The 19,239-nt window shown below is 50.7% G+C and carries 20 protein-coding genes; 18 read left to right on the top strand and 2 right to left on the bottom strand.

From position 1 onward, the window contains the following. Positions 1-113 precede the first annotated feature (113 nt). The 8 genes from DEALDRAFT_RS14690 (at position 114) to DEALDRAFT_RS14655 (ending at position 10,162) form a co-directional block, all read left to right on the top strand. Positions 114-902: an undecaprenyl-diphosphate phosphatase gene (locus DEALDRAFT_RS14690; RefSeq protein WP_008518903.1), complete on the top strand. Its 789-nt coding sequence runs from the start codon at positions 114-116 to the stop codon at positions 900-902. A 26-nt stretch (positions 903-928) separates the two neighbouring features. After that, positions 929-3,262 carry an FtsK/SpoIIIE family DNA translocase gene (locus tag DEALDRAFT_RS14685; protein ID WP_008518901.1) on the top strand — a complete coding sequence of 778 codons (2,334 nt, stop codon included), beginning with the start codon at positions 929-931 and terminating at the stop codon, positions 3,260-3,262. A 20-nt stretch (positions 3,263-3,282) separates the two neighbouring features. Further along, positions 3,283-4,134: a helix-turn-helix domain-containing protein gene (locus tag DEALDRAFT_RS14680; protein ID WP_008518898.1), complete on the top strand. Its 852-nt coding sequence runs from the start codon at positions 3,283-3,285 to the stop codon at positions 4,132-4,134. A 124-nt stretch (positions 4,135-4,258) separates the two neighbouring features. Then, on the top strand, positions 4,259-5,494 hold the full coding sequence (locus DEALDRAFT_RS14675; protein WP_008518896.1) for an ATP-binding protein: 1,236 nt from the start codon (positions 4,259-4,261) through the stop codon (positions 5,492-5,494). A gap of 74 nt (positions 5,495-5,568) precedes the next feature. Beyond that, positions 5,569-6,387, top strand: a complete 819-nt coding sequence (locus DEALDRAFT_RS14670) for a vWA domain-containing protein (RefSeq protein ID WP_008518893.1) — start codon at positions 5,569-5,571, stop codon at positions 6,385-6,387. A gap of 110 nt (positions 6,388-6,497) precedes the next feature. Next, complete coding sequence (gene rimO, locus DEALDRAFT_RS14665) at positions 6,498-7,820, top strand: 30S ribosomal protein S12 methylthiotransferase RimO (RefSeq protein ID WP_008518892.1); 1,323 nt, start codon at positions 6,498-6,500, stop codon at positions 7,818-7,820. A gap of 315 nt (positions 7,821-8,135) precedes the next feature. Further along, a complete protein-coding gene (locus tag DEALDRAFT_RS14660) occupies positions 8,136-8,669 on the top strand; it encodes a hypothetical protein (protein ID WP_008518890.1) in 534 nt (177 codons plus the stop codon). Continuing rightward, entirely contained in the window at positions 8,666-10,162 is a 1,497-nt protein-coding gene (locus tag DEALDRAFT_RS14655; RefSeq protein ID WP_008518888.1) for an AAA family ATPase, read from the top strand. Before DEALDRAFT_RS14660 ends, DEALDRAFT_RS14655 begins: the two co-directional genes overlap by 4 nt. 46 nt (positions 10,163-10,208) lie before the next feature. Here the strand turns inward: DEALDRAFT_RS14655 and DEALDRAFT_RS14650 are convergent, their stop codons facing one another. Both DEALDRAFT_RS14650 and DEALDRAFT_RS14645 read right to left on the bottom strand, forming a co-directional pair. After that, entirely contained in the window at positions 10,209-10,562 is a 354-nt protein-coding gene (locus DEALDRAFT_RS14650) for a SpoIIAA family protein (RefSeq protein ID WP_008518886.1), read from the bottom strand. 98 nt (positions 10,563-10,660) lie between these two features. Beyond that, on the bottom strand, positions 10,661-11,320 hold the full coding sequence (locus DEALDRAFT_RS14645; protein WP_008518884.1) for a DUF3786 domain-containing protein: 660 nt from the start codon (positions 11,318-11,320) through the stop codon (positions 10,661-10,663). Between the two features lie 109 nt (positions 11,321-11,429). On the opposite strand from DEALDRAFT_RS14645, the gene yedF reads away from it, so the two are divergent. The 10 genes from yedF (at position 11,430) to tgt (ending at position 19,239) form a co-directional block, all read left to right on the top strand. Beyond that, positions 11,430-12,011: a sulfurtransferase-like selenium metabolism protein YedF gene (gene yedF, locus DEALDRAFT_RS14640; protein ID WP_008518882.1), complete on the top strand. Its 582-nt coding sequence runs from the start codon at positions 11,430-11,432 to the stop codon at positions 12,009-12,011. Between the two features lie 109 nt (positions 12,012-12,120). Then, the gene (gene ruvC, locus DEALDRAFT_RS14635) at positions 12,121-12,627 is read left to right on the top strand and encodes a crossover junction endodeoxyribonuclease RuvC (RefSeq protein ID WP_008518881.1); all 507 of its coding nucleotides are present in this window, start codon (positions 12,121-12,123) and stop codon (positions 12,625-12,627) included. Continuing rightward, positions 12,620-13,222, top strand: coding sequence for a Holliday junction branch migration protein RuvA (gene ruvA / locus DEALDRAFT_RS14630; protein WP_008518879.1), 603 nt, complete (start codon positions 12,620-12,622; stop codon positions 13,220-13,222). Before ruvC ends, ruvA begins: the two co-directional genes overlap by 8 nt. A 10-nt stretch (positions 13,223-13,232) precedes the next feature. Next, positions 13,233-14,258 (top strand): Holliday junction branch migration DNA helicase RuvB, encoded by a 1,026-nt coding sequence (gene ruvB / locus DEALDRAFT_RS14625; protein WP_008518877.1) that lies wholly within the window; start codon positions 13,233-13,235, stop codon positions 14,256-14,258. 8 nt (positions 14,259-14,266) lie between these two features. Then, complete coding sequence (locus DEALDRAFT_RS14620; protein WP_008518875.1) at positions 14,267-14,803, top strand: epoxyqueuosine reductase QueH; 537 nt, start codon at positions 14,267-14,269, stop codon at positions 14,801-14,803. 1 nt (position 14,804) lies between these two features. Beyond that, a complete protein-coding gene (locus DEALDRAFT_RS14615) occupies positions 14,805-15,023 on the top strand; it encodes a DUF2905 domain-containing protein (protein WP_008518873.1) in 219 nt (72 codons plus the stop codon). A gap of 52 nt (positions 15,024-15,075) precedes the next feature. Continuing rightward, positions 15,076-15,816, top strand: coding sequence for an RNA polymerase sigma-I factor (sigI, locus tag DEALDRAFT_RS14610; protein ID WP_008518872.1), 741 nt, complete (start codon positions 15,076-15,078; stop codon positions 15,814-15,816). Positions 15,817-15,818: 2 nt separating this feature from the next. Continuing rightward, on the top strand, positions 15,819-16,790 hold the full coding sequence (locus tag DEALDRAFT_RS14605) for an anti-sigma factor domain-containing protein (protein WP_008518870.1): 972 nt from the start codon (positions 15,819-15,821) through the stop codon (positions 16,788-16,790). Positions 16,791-17,044: 254 nt separating this feature from the next. Beyond that, a complete protein-coding gene (queA, locus tag DEALDRAFT_RS14600; RefSeq protein ID WP_008518869.1) occupies positions 17,045-18,073 on the top strand; it encodes a tRNA preQ1(34) S-adenosylmethionine ribosyltransferase-isomerase QueA in 1,029 nt (342 codons plus the stop codon). A gap of 44 nt (positions 18,074-18,117) precedes the next feature. Beyond that, the gene (gene tgt / locus DEALDRAFT_RS14595; protein ID WP_008518866.1) at positions 18,118-19,239 is read left to right on the top strand and encodes a tRNA guanosine(34) transglycosylase Tgt; all 1,122 of its coding nucleotides are present in this window, start codon (positions 18,118-18,120) and stop codon (positions 19,237-19,239) included.

Raw genomic sequence — 19,239 nt, 5'->3', positions numbered from 1 at the left:
GATCATTGGTGGAGAGTGCGGTGGCGCCGGGAAATCGGGAGGAAAAAAGGATATTCAGCAGGTTTGGCGAACTGATAAAAAAGCATCTTTAGTGATGCTCAGGGAGGAATATCATGGGCAATATCGAAGGATTTCTCCTGGGGGTTCTACAGGGACTGACAGAATTTTTGCCGGTGTCCAGCTCAGGTCACTTGGTAATTTTCCAGGACTTTTTCGGAGTCCGCCAACCAGGTATTACCTTTGAGGTTATGGTCCATTTCGGTACCCTGCTATCTGTAATCTGGGTTTTTGGAGCCGATCTTTTGCGGGTACTCACCCGTGCAGTAAAAGGGCGGCAGGAACGCCATTTTGCCCTGATGCTTCTTTTGGGAATTATTCCCACAGGGCTGATGGGATATTTGTTTTCCGATGTTTTTAAGAGATTTTATGAATCTACCTTAACAACGGGCTTTATGTTGCTCATCACCGGTGGTATAATCTATACATTGTGCTGCCTGAAACCGGGCAAAAAAGGTGAATCCACCATGGGGGCCCGTGATGCTCTGTTTATCAGCGTGGCCCAGGGATTGGCCATTATTCCGGGGATTTCCCGGTCCGGCTCCACCATTACCGCGGCTATCTGGCGCGGCCTGGACCGTGAGACCGCCGTGAAGTTCTCTTTTTTGGTGTCGGTGCCGGTAATTTTCGGCGCCACACTGTTGGAATTAAAGGATATGAGTGCAGCCGGCTTTGTGGGCCTGACCCCTGCCGTATTTTGGGGCACGGTGGCCGCTTTTCTGGCTGGCGTAATTGCCATTAATTTTTTTATTCATCTGCTAAAAACCGGCAGATTCCACTACTTTGCCTATTATTGTTGGTTTGCCGGTTCCGTTACCATTATTTTGAAGGTGGCGGGATTTTAAGCATAAACTAGTAACGGGGTGCCCAAATGGCCACTTTTGACATGAGTGATGAAATCAGATATCAGGTAAAAGCTATCTTTAAACTGGCCCTGGCCGCCTTGGCCTTTGCCGCCATATTGTTCCCGGCCCAGACCGGGGAAGTGGGTAGTTTTTTTAATAATGTGCTGCGTCTGTTTACCGGCGATTTGGCTATCTTGATTCCCATAGTCCTGGCAATGTACGGGCTCCAGGGTATCCTGCCCTGGAAAATTCCCAATATCAAACAACGGATGGCAGGACTTACTCTTTTCTTTTTGGTGATTCTCATCTATGCTCATATGGAGTTGATGACTGCCGAACTGCCTCTGGTTACAGACCAGGGTATGTATCGCGCCTCCTGGCAGTTGGGAGTTCAACAGCAGGGCGGAGGAGTAATCGGCGCCATGCTGGCAATTATGCTGTACTTTCTTTTCCGGGATTACGGTAGCTATATTATTCTGACAGCCATGACCGTGATTTCCTTCTTACTGGTAACCAACATTTCTATAACACAGCTTTTGGGGACCGCCGGACGGGCCATGGGTTTTTGTGTGCGGGGAACAGGCCGTGGCCTGAAGTCTGTGGGTTCATTTTTCCGGTTTATTTTTGCTTCCAGTGCTGAGTTGGAAGTGGAGGAGGCTGCTGGAGAGGAAGCTGAAGAGTCCGATAAAAACCGCGACGATTCCACAGAGGACATTTTTTTTACAGGGGATGCGGACAAGCCCCAGCATACCTTTGAGCCGGACCTGGCTCCTGTAATTCCTTTTCCGCAAAAGGATGCAGTATCTGATTTATCCGATACAAAAGAAGAAAACAAACCGGTTAATACCAAGGATGATCCCCTGGTTGTGGATACTAAGGATGAAGGGGAGGCCATCTCTTTTGTCCCTTCGCAGGGCGACTATACAGTGCCATCGCTGTCATTGTTATCAAAAATCCCCAAGCATAAGGACAGCCAGCAGAAGAAAACCATTGCCGACCGGGCTAAAGTACTGGAGAAAACGCTGGACAGTTTCGGAGTGAAGGTGAAGGTAACGGATGCCCAGACCGGGCCCACCGTAACCCGTTTTGAAATACAACCGGAAACCGGGGTGAAAATCAGCAAGATTGTGGCTCTCGCCGATGACCTGGCGTTGAATCTGGCTGCCGCCGATGTGCGCATCGAGGCGCCCATTCCCGGCAAGGCTGCGGTGGGGATAGAAGTACCTAATAAAGTAATTGCTCCTGTCTATTTGCGTGAAGTACTGGAAGATGAACAGTTTAAAAATGCGGGTTCGGCTCTCACCATAGGGTTGGGAAAAGACATTACCGGCAATGCTATTTTGGCCGATTTAAAGAAGATGCCTCATTTGTTAATTGCCGGCTCCACCGGTTCCGGTAAAAGCGTCTGCATTAATGCCTTAATCTCCAGCATATTATTTAAAGCACGGCCCGATGAAGTTAAATTTGTAATGATTGACCCCAAAGTGGTGGAGCTCAACACCTTTAACGGCATCCCGCATCTTTTGATGCCGGTGGTAACCGAACCTAAAAAAGCCTCCATGGCGCTGAAAAATATGCTTAAAGAAATGTCCAGGCGCTATGAGATGTTTGCCCAGGAAAGTGTCCGCGATATAGCCGGCTATAATGAACGTAAATGCCGGGAGAATAAAGAAGATGCCTTGCTGCCCTATATTGTGGTCATCATTGACGAGTTGGCTGATTTGATGATGGTGGCGGCGGCAGATGTGGAAGATTCCATTGCGCGGCTGGCGCAAATGTCCCGTGCCGCCGGTATTCATTTGGTCATTGCCACGCAGCGTCCTTCGGTGGACGTTATCACCGGAGTAATTAAAGCCAATATCACCTCACGTATCGCCTTTGCCGTTTCCTCCCAGGTGGATTCTCGCACCATTTTGGATATGGGCGGTGCGGAAAAATTACTGGGTCGCGGTGATGCTCTGTTTCATCCCATCGGCGCTCCCAAGCCGTATCGGATTCAGGGTGCGTTTATTAACGAGAGGGAATTAAACAGCCTCCTGGAATTTATAAAAAAGCAGGGTGAACCACAGTTTGTGGAACAGCTGATGCCGGATGAAGAGGAAGAGGATGAGGATATTTACGAAGAGGATGAGCTTTTTGCCGACGCAGTTATGTTGGTGGCGGAGGCGGAAACCGCTTCTATCTCTCTTTTGCAGCGCAGGTTGCGTATCGGTTACACCAGAGCGGCCCGCCTGATTGACGACATGGAGCGGAGAGGCTTTGTGGGCCGCTTCGAAGGCAGCAAAGCCCGTGAGGTTTTGATTACACCTGATTTGGTTCAGAAGCTCTTGTATGATAAAGAATCCGAAGCATCTGAGTAAAATAAAGACGGGGTGAAAGCATGCAGGAAATTGGCCAGGAATTAAAACAGGCAAGAGAGGACAGGGGGTTGACCCTGGAAGCGTTGTCCAGCAGTACTCTTATTGCCAAGAAGTATCTGAAGGCGCTGGAAGAAGGCGATTTTGATCAGTTTCCCGGTGAAGTTTATCTAAAAGGAGCCCTGCGAAAATACGCAACTGAAGTGGGGCTGGACCCCGAACCTCTTCTGACACGCTATACCGGCACAGAAGCGCAAACCGACAATCAGGACAATGAACAGCCAAAGCCGGTGGAAAAGAAAAAACCCATGCCTGAAGCAGTGATGAAAAATTATAATACGGTCCGTCGCATCAACAAAGGCCGTTTGGCCATGTTTGTGTTGGTGCTGGCGCTGTTGTTTGTGGGTGTCCGTGCTATCCTGATATCCGCCGATTCCCCGGCAAGTACAGAGCCGCCGGCCCTGGAGGATAATGAACTGCCGGGAGAGCAGACCCCTGATGACCAGCCTGCGCCCGACGGAGAACCGGCAGAAGAAGAGGAGCCGGAAGATGTTGAAGAGCAAGAGCCGGAGATGCGCATTGAAGCTGAGGATATTCAGGGAGGAGAACGATTTACCGTTTACAATGCCGATTCACTGGTAGTAGACCTTTCTTTTTCCGCCCGCTGCTGGGTCCGGGCCCACACCGATGGGTCACAGGAATTTGAACACACATTTTCCGCGGGAGATGAACGCTCTGTGAGAGCAGAAAATGAGCTGAGATTCCGCTTTGGTGCCGCCAGTGCCGTAACTGTAGAGGTAAACGGTGAAACCATCGAACTCCCCCAAAGTGGTAACGCTTATAATGTGGAAATAGTCTTAGCTGAAGAAGATTAATATTGCGTTTTTGGAGCATGAAGGATTCCTTTATGCTCTTTTTTTTTCTTGCAAGGGCTATAAACCTGAGCTCACTGGTAACACTATTCTGTATAACCAACAGTGAAAACCTCAGGAGGTCTGTATGGAGTGGCAAAATGTTGTCTTTCATCAGGGTAATGAAGAGTTGCAAAGATTTATTGAAATAGGTGTGCTGGCCGCAAAAGCAGGTGTGCCCATTCATTTTCATGTGGAAGGGGTCCGCGGTACAGGAAAAACCACATTGATCCGCGCGGCAAAAAGCAGGCTGCCGCAGCTGGAGAGGGTTAAGGACTGCCGCTACAATTGTGAAGCCGGCTCTCCCCATTGTCCTGAGCATCAAAGCCTTACAGGACTGGAGAGCGAGGTTGTGGATACTCCTTTTCTGGAGATATCCCATTCGGCCAAGGTAGGAACGGTGGTTGGCAGTATTGATCTGGATAAATTAACTTCTGTCCACAATCCGGCAGCAGCTATCCTACCCGGAACGCTGCCGCGGGCACACAGAGGTATAGTTTTTGTGGATGAAATTAACCGCCTGGCCGATACATCACCGGCGCTGGTAGATGTGCTCCTGGATGTAATGGGTACAAAGCCCGGCCGGGTTCAGATTGAAGAGACCGGATTGCCCACCGTGGAAATGCCGGTTAACCTGAATGTGTGGGCCGCATCAAATCCCGATGAAGAGCCGGGGCCGCTGCAGGAAATTCGCAGGCAGTTGGCCGACAGGTTTGATTTTGTGGTACGCATTGAACGGCCGGACCAACCGGAGGTGATTCGCTCCATAATGAATGCCTCGGCTCAGAATATGGCTATTTCCCTTGAAGCCGAAAAACAACCGCTGTCTGACCTTTCACTCATCACCCTGGATGAACAGGCAGAAGATTTCCTCAGCAACCTGTATATTCGCTACCGGCTGGAGAGCATTCGCGGAATCCAGGCCGCCCGACTGGGTGCTCTGTTGCATGCTGCCCTCTATGGACGAAGAATTGCAGGCTTCTCCGACTTAGCCGCCATTTTGCCTGCCGCATTGCGGCACCGGATTGAAGCGCCCAAGCTACAGGAAATCGCCGCTGCTTTGGGTGAGCAAGTTGTCAGTGAACAAAAAAAAGCCACGTCACCGGCCAAGGCCAAAAAAGACCCGGCCAAAGACCGGGGGCCGCAGCGCTATCCCGCCTTATGGCGCGGACTGTGGCAGCGCCTGTCCAAGAAGCAAAACCAGTCGTCGGGTAAAACAGTGGCCGTAAACACTCCCCAAGAAGAAAAGCAGGATGTCACCCAACAAAATGAGGAAAAAAAAACGGCAAACGTCCTGACAAATCAGGGGGAGACAAACAACTAAATCAAAACCATGCCGGTACTGTGGTCAAAGTGGCCGCAGCCCCCTTCTTGGCAGTTGCCCAGGATGGAGGAGAAATGCAGGTGGTGGAAAATGAAATCCGCCGACTGCAGCGGTTACAGGAAGAAAAGACGTTTCAACGCTATCATTACCGCTGTGTCCGCCACGGACAAAACAATGAAGGGTTCTATACTTTACGGGAAACCCAACCCCGTCAACACGGTTGCCGGGACTCGCTGGCGGTGGCGGAAACCATGATTTGTGCAGCACGCCGGCGCCTTACCTCCGGTGATGCACAGTTTTTGCGCAATGAAGATTTCCGGGTCATAAAAGATGGCGGAGCCCCGCCGCTGGAAGTATGTTTGTTGGTGGATACCAGCGGAAGCATGAACGGGAAACGAATCCGGGAGGTAAAAACCCTGGCCGATAATCTGGTGCGGCAGATGCATGAACCTTTATCTTTGATTACGTTTCAGGAAGGCGATGTAGGTGTTAAAGTCCGTTCAACCAGAAACGACCTGATGGTCCGCCGCGGCCTGGCGGCCATGAGTGCTGCTGGTCTCACGCCCATGGGAGAAGGAATTCGCACCGCCGTAAACTATCTCTGCGGCCGACGGGGAAAAAAACACCTGGTAATCCTAATCACCGACGGATTACCAACCTGGGCCAGTGGTGATAAGGATCCATACCTGGATGCCATCGAGGCGGGAGCTCTGATTAAAAAACATAAAATGCATCTCATCTGTATTGGCTTGGAGCCCCAGCGAAAATTCCTGGAAAAACTGGCGGAATCGGCAGATGCATCCCTCTATATTGTGGATGACCTGGACCACCGTGAAATAGCCGCCATTACCCGGCGCGAACGCTCCCGTGTAGGCTCCCTCATACCCACATAAGCACAAATATGAAACACACGCTGCCTGCAGCGTGTGTTTCTCTTTGCATCCTTTGACACAAGGCTCATAGTGGCTTATACTATCTTGGAAGAAGAAAATGGAGGAATATAATGCAGGAAATAAAAGTTGCCGTCGTTTCCCTGGGATGTGCCAAAAATCTGGTGGACAGCGAAACCATGCTGGGCTTGTTAAATGAAGACGGGTTTACCTTAACCACCGATCCTGAAAAAGCCCATGTTATTATAATTAATACCTGTGGTTTTATTGACGCTGCCAAAGAGGAATCAATTGCTAAAATCCTGGAAATGGCCGCATATAAAGAGAAAAATTGCCGGCTCCTTTTGGCCGCCGGATGTATGGCGCAACGTTTTGCCGATGAATTGCTGGACGAGCTGCCGGAGGTGGATGGGCTTTTTGGCACCAACGACGTCCACGGAGCCGCTGTCGCCATTCGCCGCGGCCTGGCCGGGGAAAAGGTGAGCTTTACCCAGGGGGAGTTTGCCGGAAGCGATGATGCGCCGCGACTGCTTTCTACTCCGTCACATACCGCTTATCTGAAAATTGCCGAAGGCTGTGATAACCGCTGCACATATTGTGCCATCCCCGCAATTCGCGGACCGTATCAGAGCCGGGATGGTCAGGCGGTGGTGTCGGAAGCCCAATCTCTGGCCGCAGGCGGGGTAAAAGAGCTAAACCTTATTGCTCAGGATATTACTTTGTATGGTACAGACCGCACTGGAAAGGCACAGTTGCCCAAACTTCTGGGGGAGCTGGCCGCCATCGACGGCGTTCACTGGATCAGGCTGCTTTATGCTTATCCGGAACGGCTGGATCAGCGGATTATTGAAGCTGTGGCCAGGGAAGAAAAGGTTTGTAAGTACCTGGATTTGCCGCTGCAGCATGGCTCGGATAAAATATTACGACGCATGGGCCGAAAAACCACGGCGGACAAAATTCTCAAACTCATTGAAACACTACGCCGGGAGGTTCCCGGAATTGTTTTACGCTCCTCTTTTATAGCCGGTTTCCCCGGAGAGGGAGAAGAGGAGTTTGGTGAAATGCTGGCCTTTCTAAAAGAAGCGCAGCTGGACCGGGTAGGATTTTTTGCTTACTCCCGGGAAGAGGGAACCCCGGCCGCCGCCTATTCCAATCAGGTGCCGGCTGAGGTAAAAGAGGAGCGTGTCCGGCGCGCCGTAGCCCTGCAAAGCGCCATCAGCGAAAAAAAACAACAGCAGCTGGTGGGCAAAACGGTTACCGCCATGGTGGACGGCAGCTCTGCTCAGGACCCGTCCATCCTGTTGGCTCGCTCCTATATGCAGGCCCCGGAGGTGGACGGCTACATCCGCATCCAAAACAGTGACAAAAAAGCCCAAAAAGGAGGCTTACTCCCCGTAACCATCACCGGCTTTGACGGCTACGACCTCCTCGCCTGATTTTGTGGACAGAGGGACAGGTTTATTTGTCCACACTTTTGGGACAAGGGGACAGGTTCCTTGTCCCAAAAAAAATTTAGTCAAATCGCTAAAGTCTTTTAGTTAAAACAATATAATAAATAGAGAAAATCAGCCCCAAGGAGAAGACGGGGGTGGGACAGCTGACCTGTCCCCCTGTCCCATTGGGGCTGATTTTTTGCTATGTGCTTAATGGTTTTGACACATATGTTCGTAGTTTTTCCAGTTGGATTACCCTAAGGCCTATGTTATAATGACTTATGTAAACCTGCCTCACTATTAGAAAGGGCGATAGTTATGAAAAATCTAAAATGGCCAGTTATTGTTCTGGCTTTTGTGGTGACACTTGCTCTTGGGGTTGGCGGTGTCTATCTTCGTCAGCACCAAATGGTGGACGAACCGTTGTTTCAGCGACTGAGCGAGTATGAACCGGTCCAGGCAGTTGATCTCCATAAAGACGGAAATCAGCAGGTGGTAGTGGTGACTTTGGATTACGTTGATGATTTTGGCTATATTCATCGTCGGTTGAACGCTGAAATAGTCGATCTTTTGGGAGAGAATGGGTTCCGTCTGGAAATCAGGGACGGGCGTGACCCCAGGCTGGAAACAGCGTTTAGTGCTGTAAACCTGGCGTTGTACGAAGGTGAACAGCGTGGTAATTTCACCGAAATGGGTCAAGAGGTGGCTACTACCCTGGCGGATTTAGGTATTGCCGAGCATAAAATTATGGTGGATAATGAGAACATTTATCTGCAGATCAGGCAGGACGATGCCTACCTGTATGAAATTATTGAGCGGGGAAACCGGGGAAAGGAAGGTGAGCGCGCATGATCCGAGAAGCTGGTATTGGCGCTTCAGTGGCGATTTTAGCCGTGCTGGCGTGGCAAGGGGTCAATGTGGCTCCGGTTATTTTCTTCGGTGCAATTTTTGCTGCCCTCTATTATTTTGCCGGTACAAAAGGCGGCAATAAGAATTTTGCTGTGGTGGAGAACAAAAAAGACCATCCCGGCAATGTGAAATTTGAACAAATTGGCGGTCAGCGTACTGCCAAAAAAGAACTGCTGGAAGCGCTGGATTTTGTCCGCCACCCGGAAAAGGTGGCGCAGATGGGAATCCGTCCGTTAAAAGGGATTCTTTTGGTGGGTCCTCCGGGAACCGGTAAGACGCTGCTGGCCAAAGCGGCTGCCGCATATACCGACTCGGTATTTATGGCGGCCAGTGGGTCGGAATTTATTGAAATGTATGCCGGCGTTGGCGCTCAGCGTATCAGGCAGATTTTCTCCAAAGCGCGCAGCACTGCGCTGAAGGAAAAAAAGAAAAGCGCCATTATCTTTATTGATGAAATTGAAATCCTTGGTGGAAAGCGTGGCTCCCATTCTTCCCATCATGAATATGACCAGACTCTGAACCAGCTGTTGGTGGAGATGGACGGTATGGCCACCGACGACCGGGTGCGAACCCTGTTAATTGGGGCCACCAACCGTGCTGATATGCTGGATGGTGCCCTGGTCCGCCCCGGTCGTTTCGACCGTACCGTGCAGGTGGATTTACCGGACATGGAAGCCAGAACTGAAATCCTCAAGCTTCACGCCGGCAACAAACCGCTGGAAGATGTGGATTTGGAGACCATTGCCAAAGAAACATTCGGCTTTTCCGGAGCCCATCTGGAAAGTGTGGCCAACGAAGCTGCTATTTTGGCCATGCGCGAACAGTTGGAAAAGATTACTCACCAGCACTTTGCCGAAGCCATCGATAAGGTTATTATGGGGGAGAAGCTGGAGCGCAGGCCGGATAAAGAGGAACTGTGGCGTGTGGGCGTCCATGAAATAGGCCATGCTTTAATCAGCGAGATTAAGCAGTCCGGTTCTGTTTCCACCATTACCACAACACCCCGCGGTAAAGCTTTGGGCTATATGCGGCAAAGCCCGCAAAAGGATAGTTATCTGCATACCCAGGAATACCTGGAAGGGCAGATTGCTATTATGGTGGGTGGCGCTGTGGCTGAAGAACTGGTGTTGGGCAACCGTTCCACCGGAGCGGCCAACGATTTTCAGCAGGCAGTAAATGCGGCCAAACAGATCATCGCTTCCGGTATGTCCACACTGGGCGTAGTCAGCCTGGATGATCTGCCGGGAAATATTCTGCATAAAGTAATTCAGCAGATCATTGCCAGGCAGGAGGAAAGTGTTAAAGCTTTGCTGGGTGAGCGTAAGGAGCTCATCACCGAATTGGCGGAACTTTTGGTCACTGAAGAGAAGGTTTCCGGTGAACATCTGCGTGCCCGCCTGTCGGAGCAGCAAGTACAAAATGAAAACATCGCTTGACAGTAAAAGTCCGGGCACACAATTTTTTGTGTGACCGGACTTTTTTCTATTCCTTAACCCATTCCCATGCTTCATCTATCTGATGGGGTTCAAAGTGTTTAATATCCACCGGTAGAACTGCACCTAATTTGGACATCCATTGAACCCATTCTGCACTGCCGACCACGGCCATTTTATTGATGTTTTTGTAGTGCTCAACACCAACTTTGAAGTCTTTGATAATTGCTTCTGCGGTGACACTTGATAATTCAGTTATCCTGCACAACAGATTAACTGAATTTGTTTGAGCCAGTTTTTGCTGAATGGCCTCTTCTAATTTTTCATAATCTTTCTTTGTTACATCACCTTTGACTTCAAACTCAATTACTGATTCAACATCGGTTTCCAAAATGCGAAACATGTAAACCCTCCTTCGCGTATTAGATTTACATATCTCTTTTCTGCTTTTTTTAGCAGTAAACCTCTGGATTTTGCTAACTGTAAGAAAAATGTTATAACTTAATTATCTTTTCTTTGCGGGTTTTTGGTTAGAATGCGGGTAACTACGTCCACCGCCGCCAGATCTTCGGTGTGGAGGTAATGGTTGGCGCTGCTGTCGAAGAGAACATTGGCCTGAGGAGGGAATTCGTCATCGCCGGGCCAGATTTTAAAGAGCAGGGGGACCCTGGGAAAGAGATAGAGGATTACGCCGGTACCGGAGCCCTGGGTATGGGGTATGCCGCCAAATGGGGCGGCAGCTTCAGGCAGTTTCTCCGGGCTGCTGCCAAAAGCCTTGGCCAGTGGTTTGATGGCTGTCTTCTGAAAAGCGCCGTAATAGGCGTTTCCGCCTTCCAGGTCCCGGTAAGGGATGTATTGGTAGTTCAGGGGCGCACCGTCAGCTCTTGCCAGGTAGTTAATCATTATAATCTGCAGCACAAAATAAGGCTCCAGGTCTGTCCCTTTATATTTTACCAGGCCATCCGGATATGTGACGGTAAATGGATGGTCCAGGCAGAGAACTTCAAAGGATGATGTTTCTTCATCAAAGGGGCAGCCGCTGTTTATCGCCATTTCTCCCGGGTCTTTTGCTGCTAAGGCCCGGCGTGATACGGAGAGGGCTATCCCGTAATTTTTCGGATTGGAGAAGCGGGATAGGGGTATGGCTGGTTTCTTGGACATGTAATCACCTCTGCAGTAACTTTTTCGCCCGAAGGGTTTGTTTTCCCTTTTATTAAAGGATAAAATTATGGTATTGTTAACATAGTAAGCGCGGGAAGGAATGAGGGGAATGAAGAAAGAGACACTGGATTGCCGGGGGCTGACCTGCCCGCAGCCGGTGGTGGAAACAAAAAAGAAGCTGGCAGACATCTCTGCGGGTACGCTGACGGTACTGGTGGATAATGAAACAGCGAAAAACAACTTACTGAAACTGGCCGGCAGTATGGACCTGGAGGCAATGGCCCGCCAGGATGATGGTGTGTATACAGTCTCACTTTTAAAAAGTGAGATAACAAGTGTAGCCAAAACAAATGCTCCGTCCAAAACACTGCTTTTAACCAAGGACACCTTTGGCAGCGGCAGCGAGGAGCTGGGGGCCTTACTGATGAAGTCGTTTTTATATGCTCTGGCCGAAAGCGAAAAACTGCCGGAAACAGTATATCTGGTTAACGGAGGTGTACGCCTGGCCTGTGACGGTTCCCCGGTTTTGGACAGCCTGGCAAAATTAACCGAACTGGGTGTGGAAGTGCTGTCCTGTGGGCTGTGCCTGGATTTCTTTGAGTTAAAGGATAACCTTCGCGTGGGCAGTATCACCAATATGTACGCCATTGTTGAGCAGCTGATGTCCTCCGACCCGTTAATTTTATCCTAAGGAAGGATATTTCTTCCCTGATAGCGAATATATGTTTGTATTGCCAATGAATTGGATGGATTTGTGGACAATTAAACCTGTCCCTCCGTCCACAAAAGGGGAGAGAGCAGTGCGGATTATCGGCATTGACCCGGGGATTGCCACCACCGGTTATGGTATTGTGGAAAGTGACGGCCACCGCAGCGTGGCCATTGAATATGGATGTGTTATTACGGATAAGGATTTGCCCGGGCCGCAGCGGCTGCAGTGTATTTACCGGGAATTAAGTGCTGTGGTAAGCAGGTTTGAACCGCAGGTGATGGCGGTGGAAAAGCTGTTTTTTAACAAAAATATCAATAGCGCCATGCAGGTGGGCGAAGCCCGGGGCGTGGCTATTTTGACCGGCATGCACGCCGGCCTTGATATCTTTGAGTATACTCCGCTGCAGGTGAAGCAATCGGTGGTGGGTTTTGGCCGCGCCGAGAAGAAACAGGTACAGCAGATGGTAAAGGTGCTTTTGAATCTCACCAAAATTCCACGGCCTGATGATGCGGCGGATGCCCTGGCGGTGGCGCTGTGTCATGCCCACTCCGGCACCACCCTCAATGCCCTGACCCGGAGGGGAACTTATGTTTAATTATATTCGCGGCACCTTGGTACAAAAGGGCAAAGACACGGTGGTTTTGGACAACCAGGGAATCGGCTGGCAGATCTCGGTTCCTTCCACTGTTTTGTCAGGCCTGCATTCCCTGGATGAAGAGGTCAAACTTTTTACATACCTGGCGGTACGGGAAGATGATTTGCACTTATACGGCTTTCTAACCGCCGATGATTTGAGCTTATTCAAACTTTTGATTTCCGTGTCCGGAATTGGCCCCAAAGCAGCCCTTGGTATATTGTCATCGCTTTCTGCCGCCGAATTTCATTTGGCGGTGATGCATGAAAATGTCAAAGCGCTGACCCGTGTGCCCGGGGTGGGCCCCAAGTCCGCCAAGCGCCTGATTGTGGAGTTAAAAGAGAAGGTAGCTGCTTTGGGCACACCACAAACAGTAAGTGCAACGCCACAAGCCGGCGGTACCACCAGCGCGTACCACGATGCCCTGGAAGCCCTGGTGGCTTTGGGCTATAACGGCAGTGAAGCACAGGCGGCCCTGCAAACCATCGAGGATGCGGACCGGCTAAGTACAGAAGAATTAATTAAAAAAGCATTGGCCCATCTGGGCCTGAAGTGAGGGAGCAGTAATGGATGAGGAGAGAATAATCTCTTCGCGGTCACGAACAGACGACGACTGGCAGGATTCGTCGCTTAGACCGCGCACCCTGGGGGAATATATCGGCCAGGAAAAACTAAAAACTAATCTCAGGGTGTTTATCGATGCCGCCCGCCAGCGCGGTGACTCCTTGGATCATGTACTGCTTTATGGCCCACCGGGCCTGGGAAAAACCACCCTGGCATCCATTATTGCCGGGGAGCTGGGCGTTAATTTGCGCTCCACTTCCGGACCGGCCATCGAGCGGCCCGGAGATCTGGCGGCAATTTTGACCAATCTGGCGCCCTATGATGTGCTCTTTATCGACGAGATCCACCGACTGCACAGAACGGTGGAGGAAGTGCTGTACCCGGCCATGGAAGACTTTGCGCTGGATATAATTATTGGTAAGGGGCCCAGCGCCCGTTCCCTGCGTCTTGATTTACCCCCTTTTACCATGATTGGCGCCACCACCCGGGCCGGTGCCCTGTCTTCGCCGCTGCGGGACCGGTTTGGTGTGGTCTCCCGCCTGGAGTTCTACCGTGACGGGGAATTGCAGGAAATTGTCCGGCGGGCCGCCGGTATCCTACAAGTGGAAATCGACGAAGAAGGTGCTTTGGCCATTGCCAAAAGCTCCCGGGGCACCCCGCGGGTAGCAAACCGTTTACTAAAACGGGTGCGGGATTTTGCCCAAATCAAGGCGGATAACACCATTACCGGCGATGTGGCTCGCTTGGCCATGGACATGCTGGAGGTGGATGCGCTGGGTCTGGATGAGGTGGACCGTCATTTATTGCGTACCATGGTGGAAAAGTTCAGCGGCGGCCCGGTGGGTCTGGACACTTTGGCGGCGGCCATTTCTGAAGAAACCGAAACCATTGAAGATGTTTATGAGCCGTACCTGATGCAGATAGGCTTCTTACAGCGAACACCGCGCGGACGGTGTGTAACCCGTCTGGCGTGTGAACACCTTGGTCTGCCCTTTGGTGATTCAGGCAGGCAAAACACACTGTGGTAGGTGAGAAAATGAATCTGCTTTTGCATATGTGCTGCGGACCCTGCAGTACATATAGTGTAAAACGGTTTCGAGAGCTGGGGTATCAGATTCACGGTATGTTTTACAATCCCAACATTCACCCGTACAAGGAGTTTCAGAGGCGCCTGGAGGCGCTCACTGACTTCTGCCGTACAGAGGATATTCCCCTGCAGGTATGCAAAGAATATGAGCTGGAGAAACATTTACAGACGGTGATGCCCGATCTGGATAACCGCTGCCGACTGTGTTACCGGCTTCGCCTGGAAGAGGTGGCCCGTGCTGCGGCAAAACTAGGCATCCCGCGGTTTTCCACCACTCTGGCCATCAGCCCCTACCAAAACCATGAATTGCTGCGGTTGGAAGGGGAAGAAGCTGCAAAACGACATGGTGTCACTTTTGTGTATGAAGATTTGCGGCCCGGCTTTCGTCAAAGCGCTCAAATGTCCAAAGAGATGGGGTTGTACCGCCAACCTTACTGTGGCTGCATTTTCAGTGAAAAAGACCGCTATTACAAGGAGGATAAATAAGATGGATGGTTTTGGCCGTCTGTTTATCGTATTGGGTGCTGTTTTAATACTGGTTGGCCTGGCAATAACTTTTGGCGGACGATTCAATCTGGGCCGTTTGCCCGGAGATATAATCATCCAGCGAGAAAATTTCACTTTTTATTTTCCTTTGATGACCGGAATCGTTCTCAGCGTCGTTCTGTCGGCGATTTTTTGGTTTTTAAACAGATTTTTCCTCTGACGGTCAAAAAAATCCAGGTAGCTGCGAATAATCTTAATGAGGGGGGAAACCTGTGCTAGTGCCTTTTAGAAAAAATACCGAAAACTCCAGGCCAGATGAATATGCGCTACTGGCACAGCAGGGAGACTCTCAATGCCGGGACTATTTGTTGGAGTCCTACCGACCCTACGTGATGCGGGTTGCTTCCCGCTATTGCCGACGCTACATACTGGCGGGAACAGATGAGGAATTCTCTGTTGCCCTGCTGGCTTTTAATGAAGCCATAGACAGTTACCGCTCCGGCCAGGGAAAAGGATTTTTGTCCTTTGCCCGCCTGGTGATAGAAAGGCGTTTGGCAGATTATTGCCGCAAAAATACACGTCGCCGGGAAGTCCCTTTTTCCGGGATTGTTAACGAACAAGAGCAGTCAGAATCACTGCCTGCCGCCGAAACCGAAGCGGCAGAAAGAGCTTTTGCCGAACAACAGCTGCAGTCTGAACGGCAAGCAGAAATTATTCATTTTAGCCGGCTGCTAAGCCGGTATGGCATCACACTGGATGAGTTGGTGCGCATCTCTCCCAAACATCGCGATGCCAGACAGAGTGCCATGGCAGCAGCCAAAGCGGTGGCGGAGAATGAACAATGGTTTGATTACTTCAAGAAAAAAAACGCACTGCCGCTAAAATCCATGGAAAAAGAACTGCCGGTGAGCCGGAAAACACTGGAGCGGCAGAGAAAATATATTGTGGCTCTTTTATTGGTCTACGTGGAAGATCTGCCCCATATGAGAGAGTATCTGAAGGGGGATGAATAAGGATGACAACCCGCGGCATTGTAATGGAAGTTAAGAAAAATAAGGTTACAGTCCTGACCCCGGACGGGCGTTTTTGCACTGTACCCAGGCATGGCCGTGTGCAAGTAGGCCAGGAGTATTCATACACCCGGTCATTACGTCTCTGGTATGCAGCAGCTGCGGTACTTGTCCTGCTGCTCTTCTCGGCACTGATTCCTTTTACTCAGACACCGGAAGTAATGGCTTATGTTTCTGTAGACATTAATCCCAGCCTGGAGCTTGGTATTTCTCCCAAACTGGAAGTGGTTACTGTGGAGGCAGCCAACAGTGCCGCCGCCGACTTGCTCGCCGGCATTAAGCTGAAAGGACTGTCACTGGAAGACGGTCTGGGCGTTTTGTTTGCAGCTGTAGAAACTCAGGCTTATTTCACCACTGATTCTCCCGGCATTGTCTTGGCCGCCTCTGCCGCAAGCGATACAGAACCGGATTTGACCCAGTTGCAGGCAGAGTTGGAACAAGCCACAGAAAAATATGTTAGCCAGTCAGCTTCGCCGGTAGAAATGGCGGTGGTGACGGCTAATCATCAGGTCCGGGAAGAAGCCAGGGCAAGAGGCTTATCGGTAGGAAAGTATGCGGTTTTGTTGGAAGCGGAAGCCAATAAATTGAACCTGGAAGCGGCGGACCTGCAGGAAAAAGGAATCGGCCGGGCATTGCTGGACGCAGAAGCCCATCCCGGAAAAATTCTACGCGAGATAAACCGGAAGAAAAATATTCCGCCGGGCCAAGCTGAAAGAGATCCTGAAGAACACCCGGGGCAGGGCCGTGGGCCCAAGGAGACACCTCCGGGCTTGGAAGGCAGAGAGGATGACCTGCCGAGCAGAGGGAGAAGCTCTGACATCCCGCCGGGTCAACAGATAAATGAAACGGAAGACAAAGACAAAGACAACGACACCCCACCGGGTAATGCATATGGCCGTGATAAAAGAGACTTTTAAAAAAGGCAGTACTACTGCCTTTTTTTTGTACTGCTAGAATTATAACGCTTCGCAGATAGCGAAGCTGCTAATGTAAGCAGCACTGAAAAGCGCGCGCTGAGGGAACCGAATAAGCGCGCTTTTCTTGTTGATACTGCATCTTTGTCATTTAAGCAGGATTTAAGTCTAAAGAGTAGAATAGAGCATAGTCATAGGTATAATTTTCCCCTATCTGAAAAGATTAGAAATCAGAATACTTTTTTGGCGGTGGTTATTTGCACCTATCAGAATTTGACTACGAACTACCTGAAGAACTTATTGCTCAGGTCCCCTTAACCGACCGTGAAGCATCACGCCTTTTAATATTGCACCGCAAAAGCGGAGCTGTTGAGCACGGCAACTTCTCAGATATTCTTTCGCATTTGCAAGCCGGCGACACCTTGGTATTAAACGATACCAAAGTACTTCCCGCCCGGCTTACCGGACGTAAAAAAGGCGGCGGAGCAATGGCGGAAGTCCTGCTGCTTACCCGCAAAGACAAGGCTTGCTGGGAAGCTCTGGTAAAGCCCGGACGGCGTCTGCGCCCGGGAGCTGAGGTGGAGTTTGGTAACGGAGAACTTACCGCCGTCATTAAAGAGGAGCTGGCAGACGGTACACGGTTGGTGGAGTTTCGCTACGACGGAATCTTTGAGGAAGTGCTGGACCGCCTGGGAGAGATGCCGCTTCCCCCTTATATTACGGAAAAACTGGCGGACCGACAGCGTTATCAGACCGTTTATGCCAAAAATGAGGGTTCTGCCGCAGCCCCCACCGCCGGCCTGCATTTTACACCAAGGCTGCTGGCAGAAGCACAGGATCGGGGCATTAACGTCGTATATCTTACGCTACATGTGGGGTTGGGAACGTTTCGGCCGGTTAAGACCGAAGACATCCGGGAGCACCACATGCACAGTGAGTACTACAATATCTCCCCAGAGTCGGCCCAAATCTTAAACAGCTGCCGCCGGGCAGGGGGACGAATCGTTGCTGTGGGGACCACTTCCTGCCGTGTGCTGGAGACTGTAGCCCAGGACGACGGCACCATTAACGCCGGTTCAGGCTGGACCGACATCTTTATTTACCCCGGCTACCGCTTTAAAACAGTAAACGCACTATTAACCAACTTTCACCTGCCTAAATCTACCCTAATTATGATGATTTCCGCCTTCGCCGGCCGTGATAACGTTTTAAACGCTTACCGGGAAGCGGTACAAGAGCGCTACCGTTTTTTTAGTTTTGGCGATGCCATGCTAATCATCGATTGACAAGAGAGAAAAACGCAGGTAAACTATCCCATGGAGAGATGTAAATGGCTGTTACCTATACACTAATCAAAGAATGTCCCACCACCGGGGCCCGTGCTGGAATTCTGCACACCCCACACGGCGATGTACCCACACCGGTTTTTATGCCGGTGGGTACCCAGGCCACCGTTAAAACCATGAGCCCGGAAGAGTTAAAAGAAATTGGCGCCGGCATTATTCTCAGCAACACTTATCACTTATACCTGCGCCCGGGTCACGAATTAATCCGGGAAGCAGGCGGGCTGCACAAATTTATGAACTGGGACCGGGCCATTCTTACCGACAGCGGTGGTTTTCAGGTCTTTAGCCTGGGGGATTTGCGTAAAATCAAAGAAGAAGGGGTAACCTTCCGCTCCCATATCGACGGCTCGGAACATTTTTTGAGCCCGGAAAAAGTAATGGAGATTCAGGAAGCACTGGGCTCTGACATCATCATGGCTTTTGATGAGTGTGCTCCATACCCGGCCGACCGCGAGTATATAAAAAATTCCCTGGAGCGCACTACCCGTTGGGCAGAGCGCTGCAAAAAAGCCCATACCCGACAGGATCAGGCGCTTTTTGGCATTGTCCAGGGAGGCATGTATGCCGATTTACGGCAGGAAAGTGCTCGTCAGCTGGTACCCATGGACTTTCCCGGATATGCGGTGGGAGGCCTGAGCGTAGGTGAGCCGGCTCATTTAATGTATGAAATGCTGGAAGCCACAGTGCCTCTGTTACCGCAAAACAAGCCCCGCTATCTGATGGGGGTTGGTACTGCCGATTACTTAATTGAAGGTGTGTCTCGCGGTATCGACATGTTCGACTGTGTGCTGCCCACCCGCATTGCCCGCAACGGCACGGTTATGACCAGGGACGGGTACCTGACGGTGCGCAACGCTCCGTATGCAAAGGACTTCAGGCCGCTGGAAGAGGGCTGTGAGTGTTATGCCTGTCGCAATTACACCAGAGCCTACATCCGGCATCTGATAAAAACCAATGAGATTTTCGGTTTCCGCCTGACCACCTATCACAATTTGTATGTTTTGGCACACTTTATGGCCAAGCTGCGGGAAAGTATCCTAAACGGTACCTTTCCCGATGTGTATCAAGAATTTACAGCCCGTTTCGGGCGCAAAAAGGAGGATTAG

Origin of the sequence: Dethiobacter alkaliphilus AHT 1 (assembly GCF_000174415.1) — a bacterium.
GTDB lineage: Bacteria > Bacillota > Dethiobacteria > Dethiobacterales > Dethiobacteraceae > Dethiobacter > Dethiobacter alkaliphilus.
This window is presented reverse-complemented; position numbering and strand designations above follow the sequence as displayed.

Bases quoted from the DNA above. Each gene is read 5' to 3' on its own strand.
- DEALDRAFT_RS14650 (WP_008518886.1), bottom strand. From the start codon at position 10,562: ATGTTTCGCATTTTGGAAACCGATGTTGAATCAGTAATTGAGTTTGAA.
- yedF (WP_008518882.1), top strand. From the start codon at position 11,430: ATGAAGAAAGAGACACTGGATTGCCGGGGGCTGACCTGCCCGCAGCCG.
- ruvA (WP_008518879.1), top strand. From the start codon at position 12,620: ATGTTTAATTATATTCGCGGCACCTTGGTACAAAAGGGCAAAGACACG.
- DEALDRAFT_RS14605 (WP_008518870.1), top strand. From the start codon at position 15,819: ATGACAACCCGCGGCATTGTAATGGAAGTTAAGAAAAATAAGGTTACA.
- DEALDRAFT_RS14615 (WP_008518873.1), top strand. From the start codon at position 14,805: ATGGATGGTTTTGGCCGTCTGTTTATCGTATTGGGTGCTGTTTTAATA.
- DEALDRAFT_RS14655 (WP_008518888.1), top strand. From the start codon at position 8,666: ATGATCCGAGAAGCTGGTATTGGCGCTTCAGTGGCGATTTTAGCCGTG.
- ruvB (WP_008518877.1), top strand. From the start codon at position 13,233: ATGGATGAGGAGAGAATAATCTCTTCGCGGTCACGAACAGACGACGAC.
- DEALDRAFT_RS14685 (WP_008518901.1), top strand. From the start codon at position 929: ATGGCCACTTTTGACATGAGTGATGAAATCAGATATCAGGTAAAAGCT.
- rimO (WP_008518892.1), top strand. From the start codon at position 6,498: ATGCAGGAAATAAAAGTTGCCGTCGTTTCCCTGGGATGTGCCAAAAAT.
- DEALDRAFT_RS14675 (WP_008518896.1), top strand. From the start codon at position 4,259: ATGGAGTGGCAAAATGTTGTCTTTCATCAGGGTAATGAAGAGTTGCAA.
- DEALDRAFT_RS14645 (WP_008518884.1), bottom strand. From the start codon at position 11,320: ATGTCCAAGAAACCAGCCATACCCCTATCCCGCTTCTCCAATCCGAAA.
- DEALDRAFT_RS14670 (WP_008518893.1), top strand. From the start codon at position 5,569: ATGCAGGTGGTGGAAAATGAAATCCGCCGACTGCAGCGGTTACAGGAA.
- DEALDRAFT_RS14680 (WP_008518898.1), top strand. From the start codon at position 3,283: ATGCAGGAAATTGGCCAGGAATTAAAACAGGCAAGAGAGGACAGGGGG.
- DEALDRAFT_RS14620 (WP_008518875.1), top strand. From the start codon at position 14,267: ATGAATCTGCTTTTGCATATGTGCTGCGGACCCTGCAGTACATATAGT.
- DEALDRAFT_RS14690 (WP_008518903.1), top strand. From the start codon at position 114: ATGGGCAATATCGAAGGATTTCTCCTGGGGGTTCTACAGGGACTGACA.
- tgt (WP_008518866.1), top strand. From the start codon at position 18,118: ATGGCTGTTACCTATACACTAATCAAAGAATGTCCCACCACCGGGGCC.
- DEALDRAFT_RS14660 (WP_008518890.1), top strand. From the start codon at position 8,136: ATGAAAAATCTAAAATGGCCAGTTATTGTTCTGGCTTTTGTGGTGACA.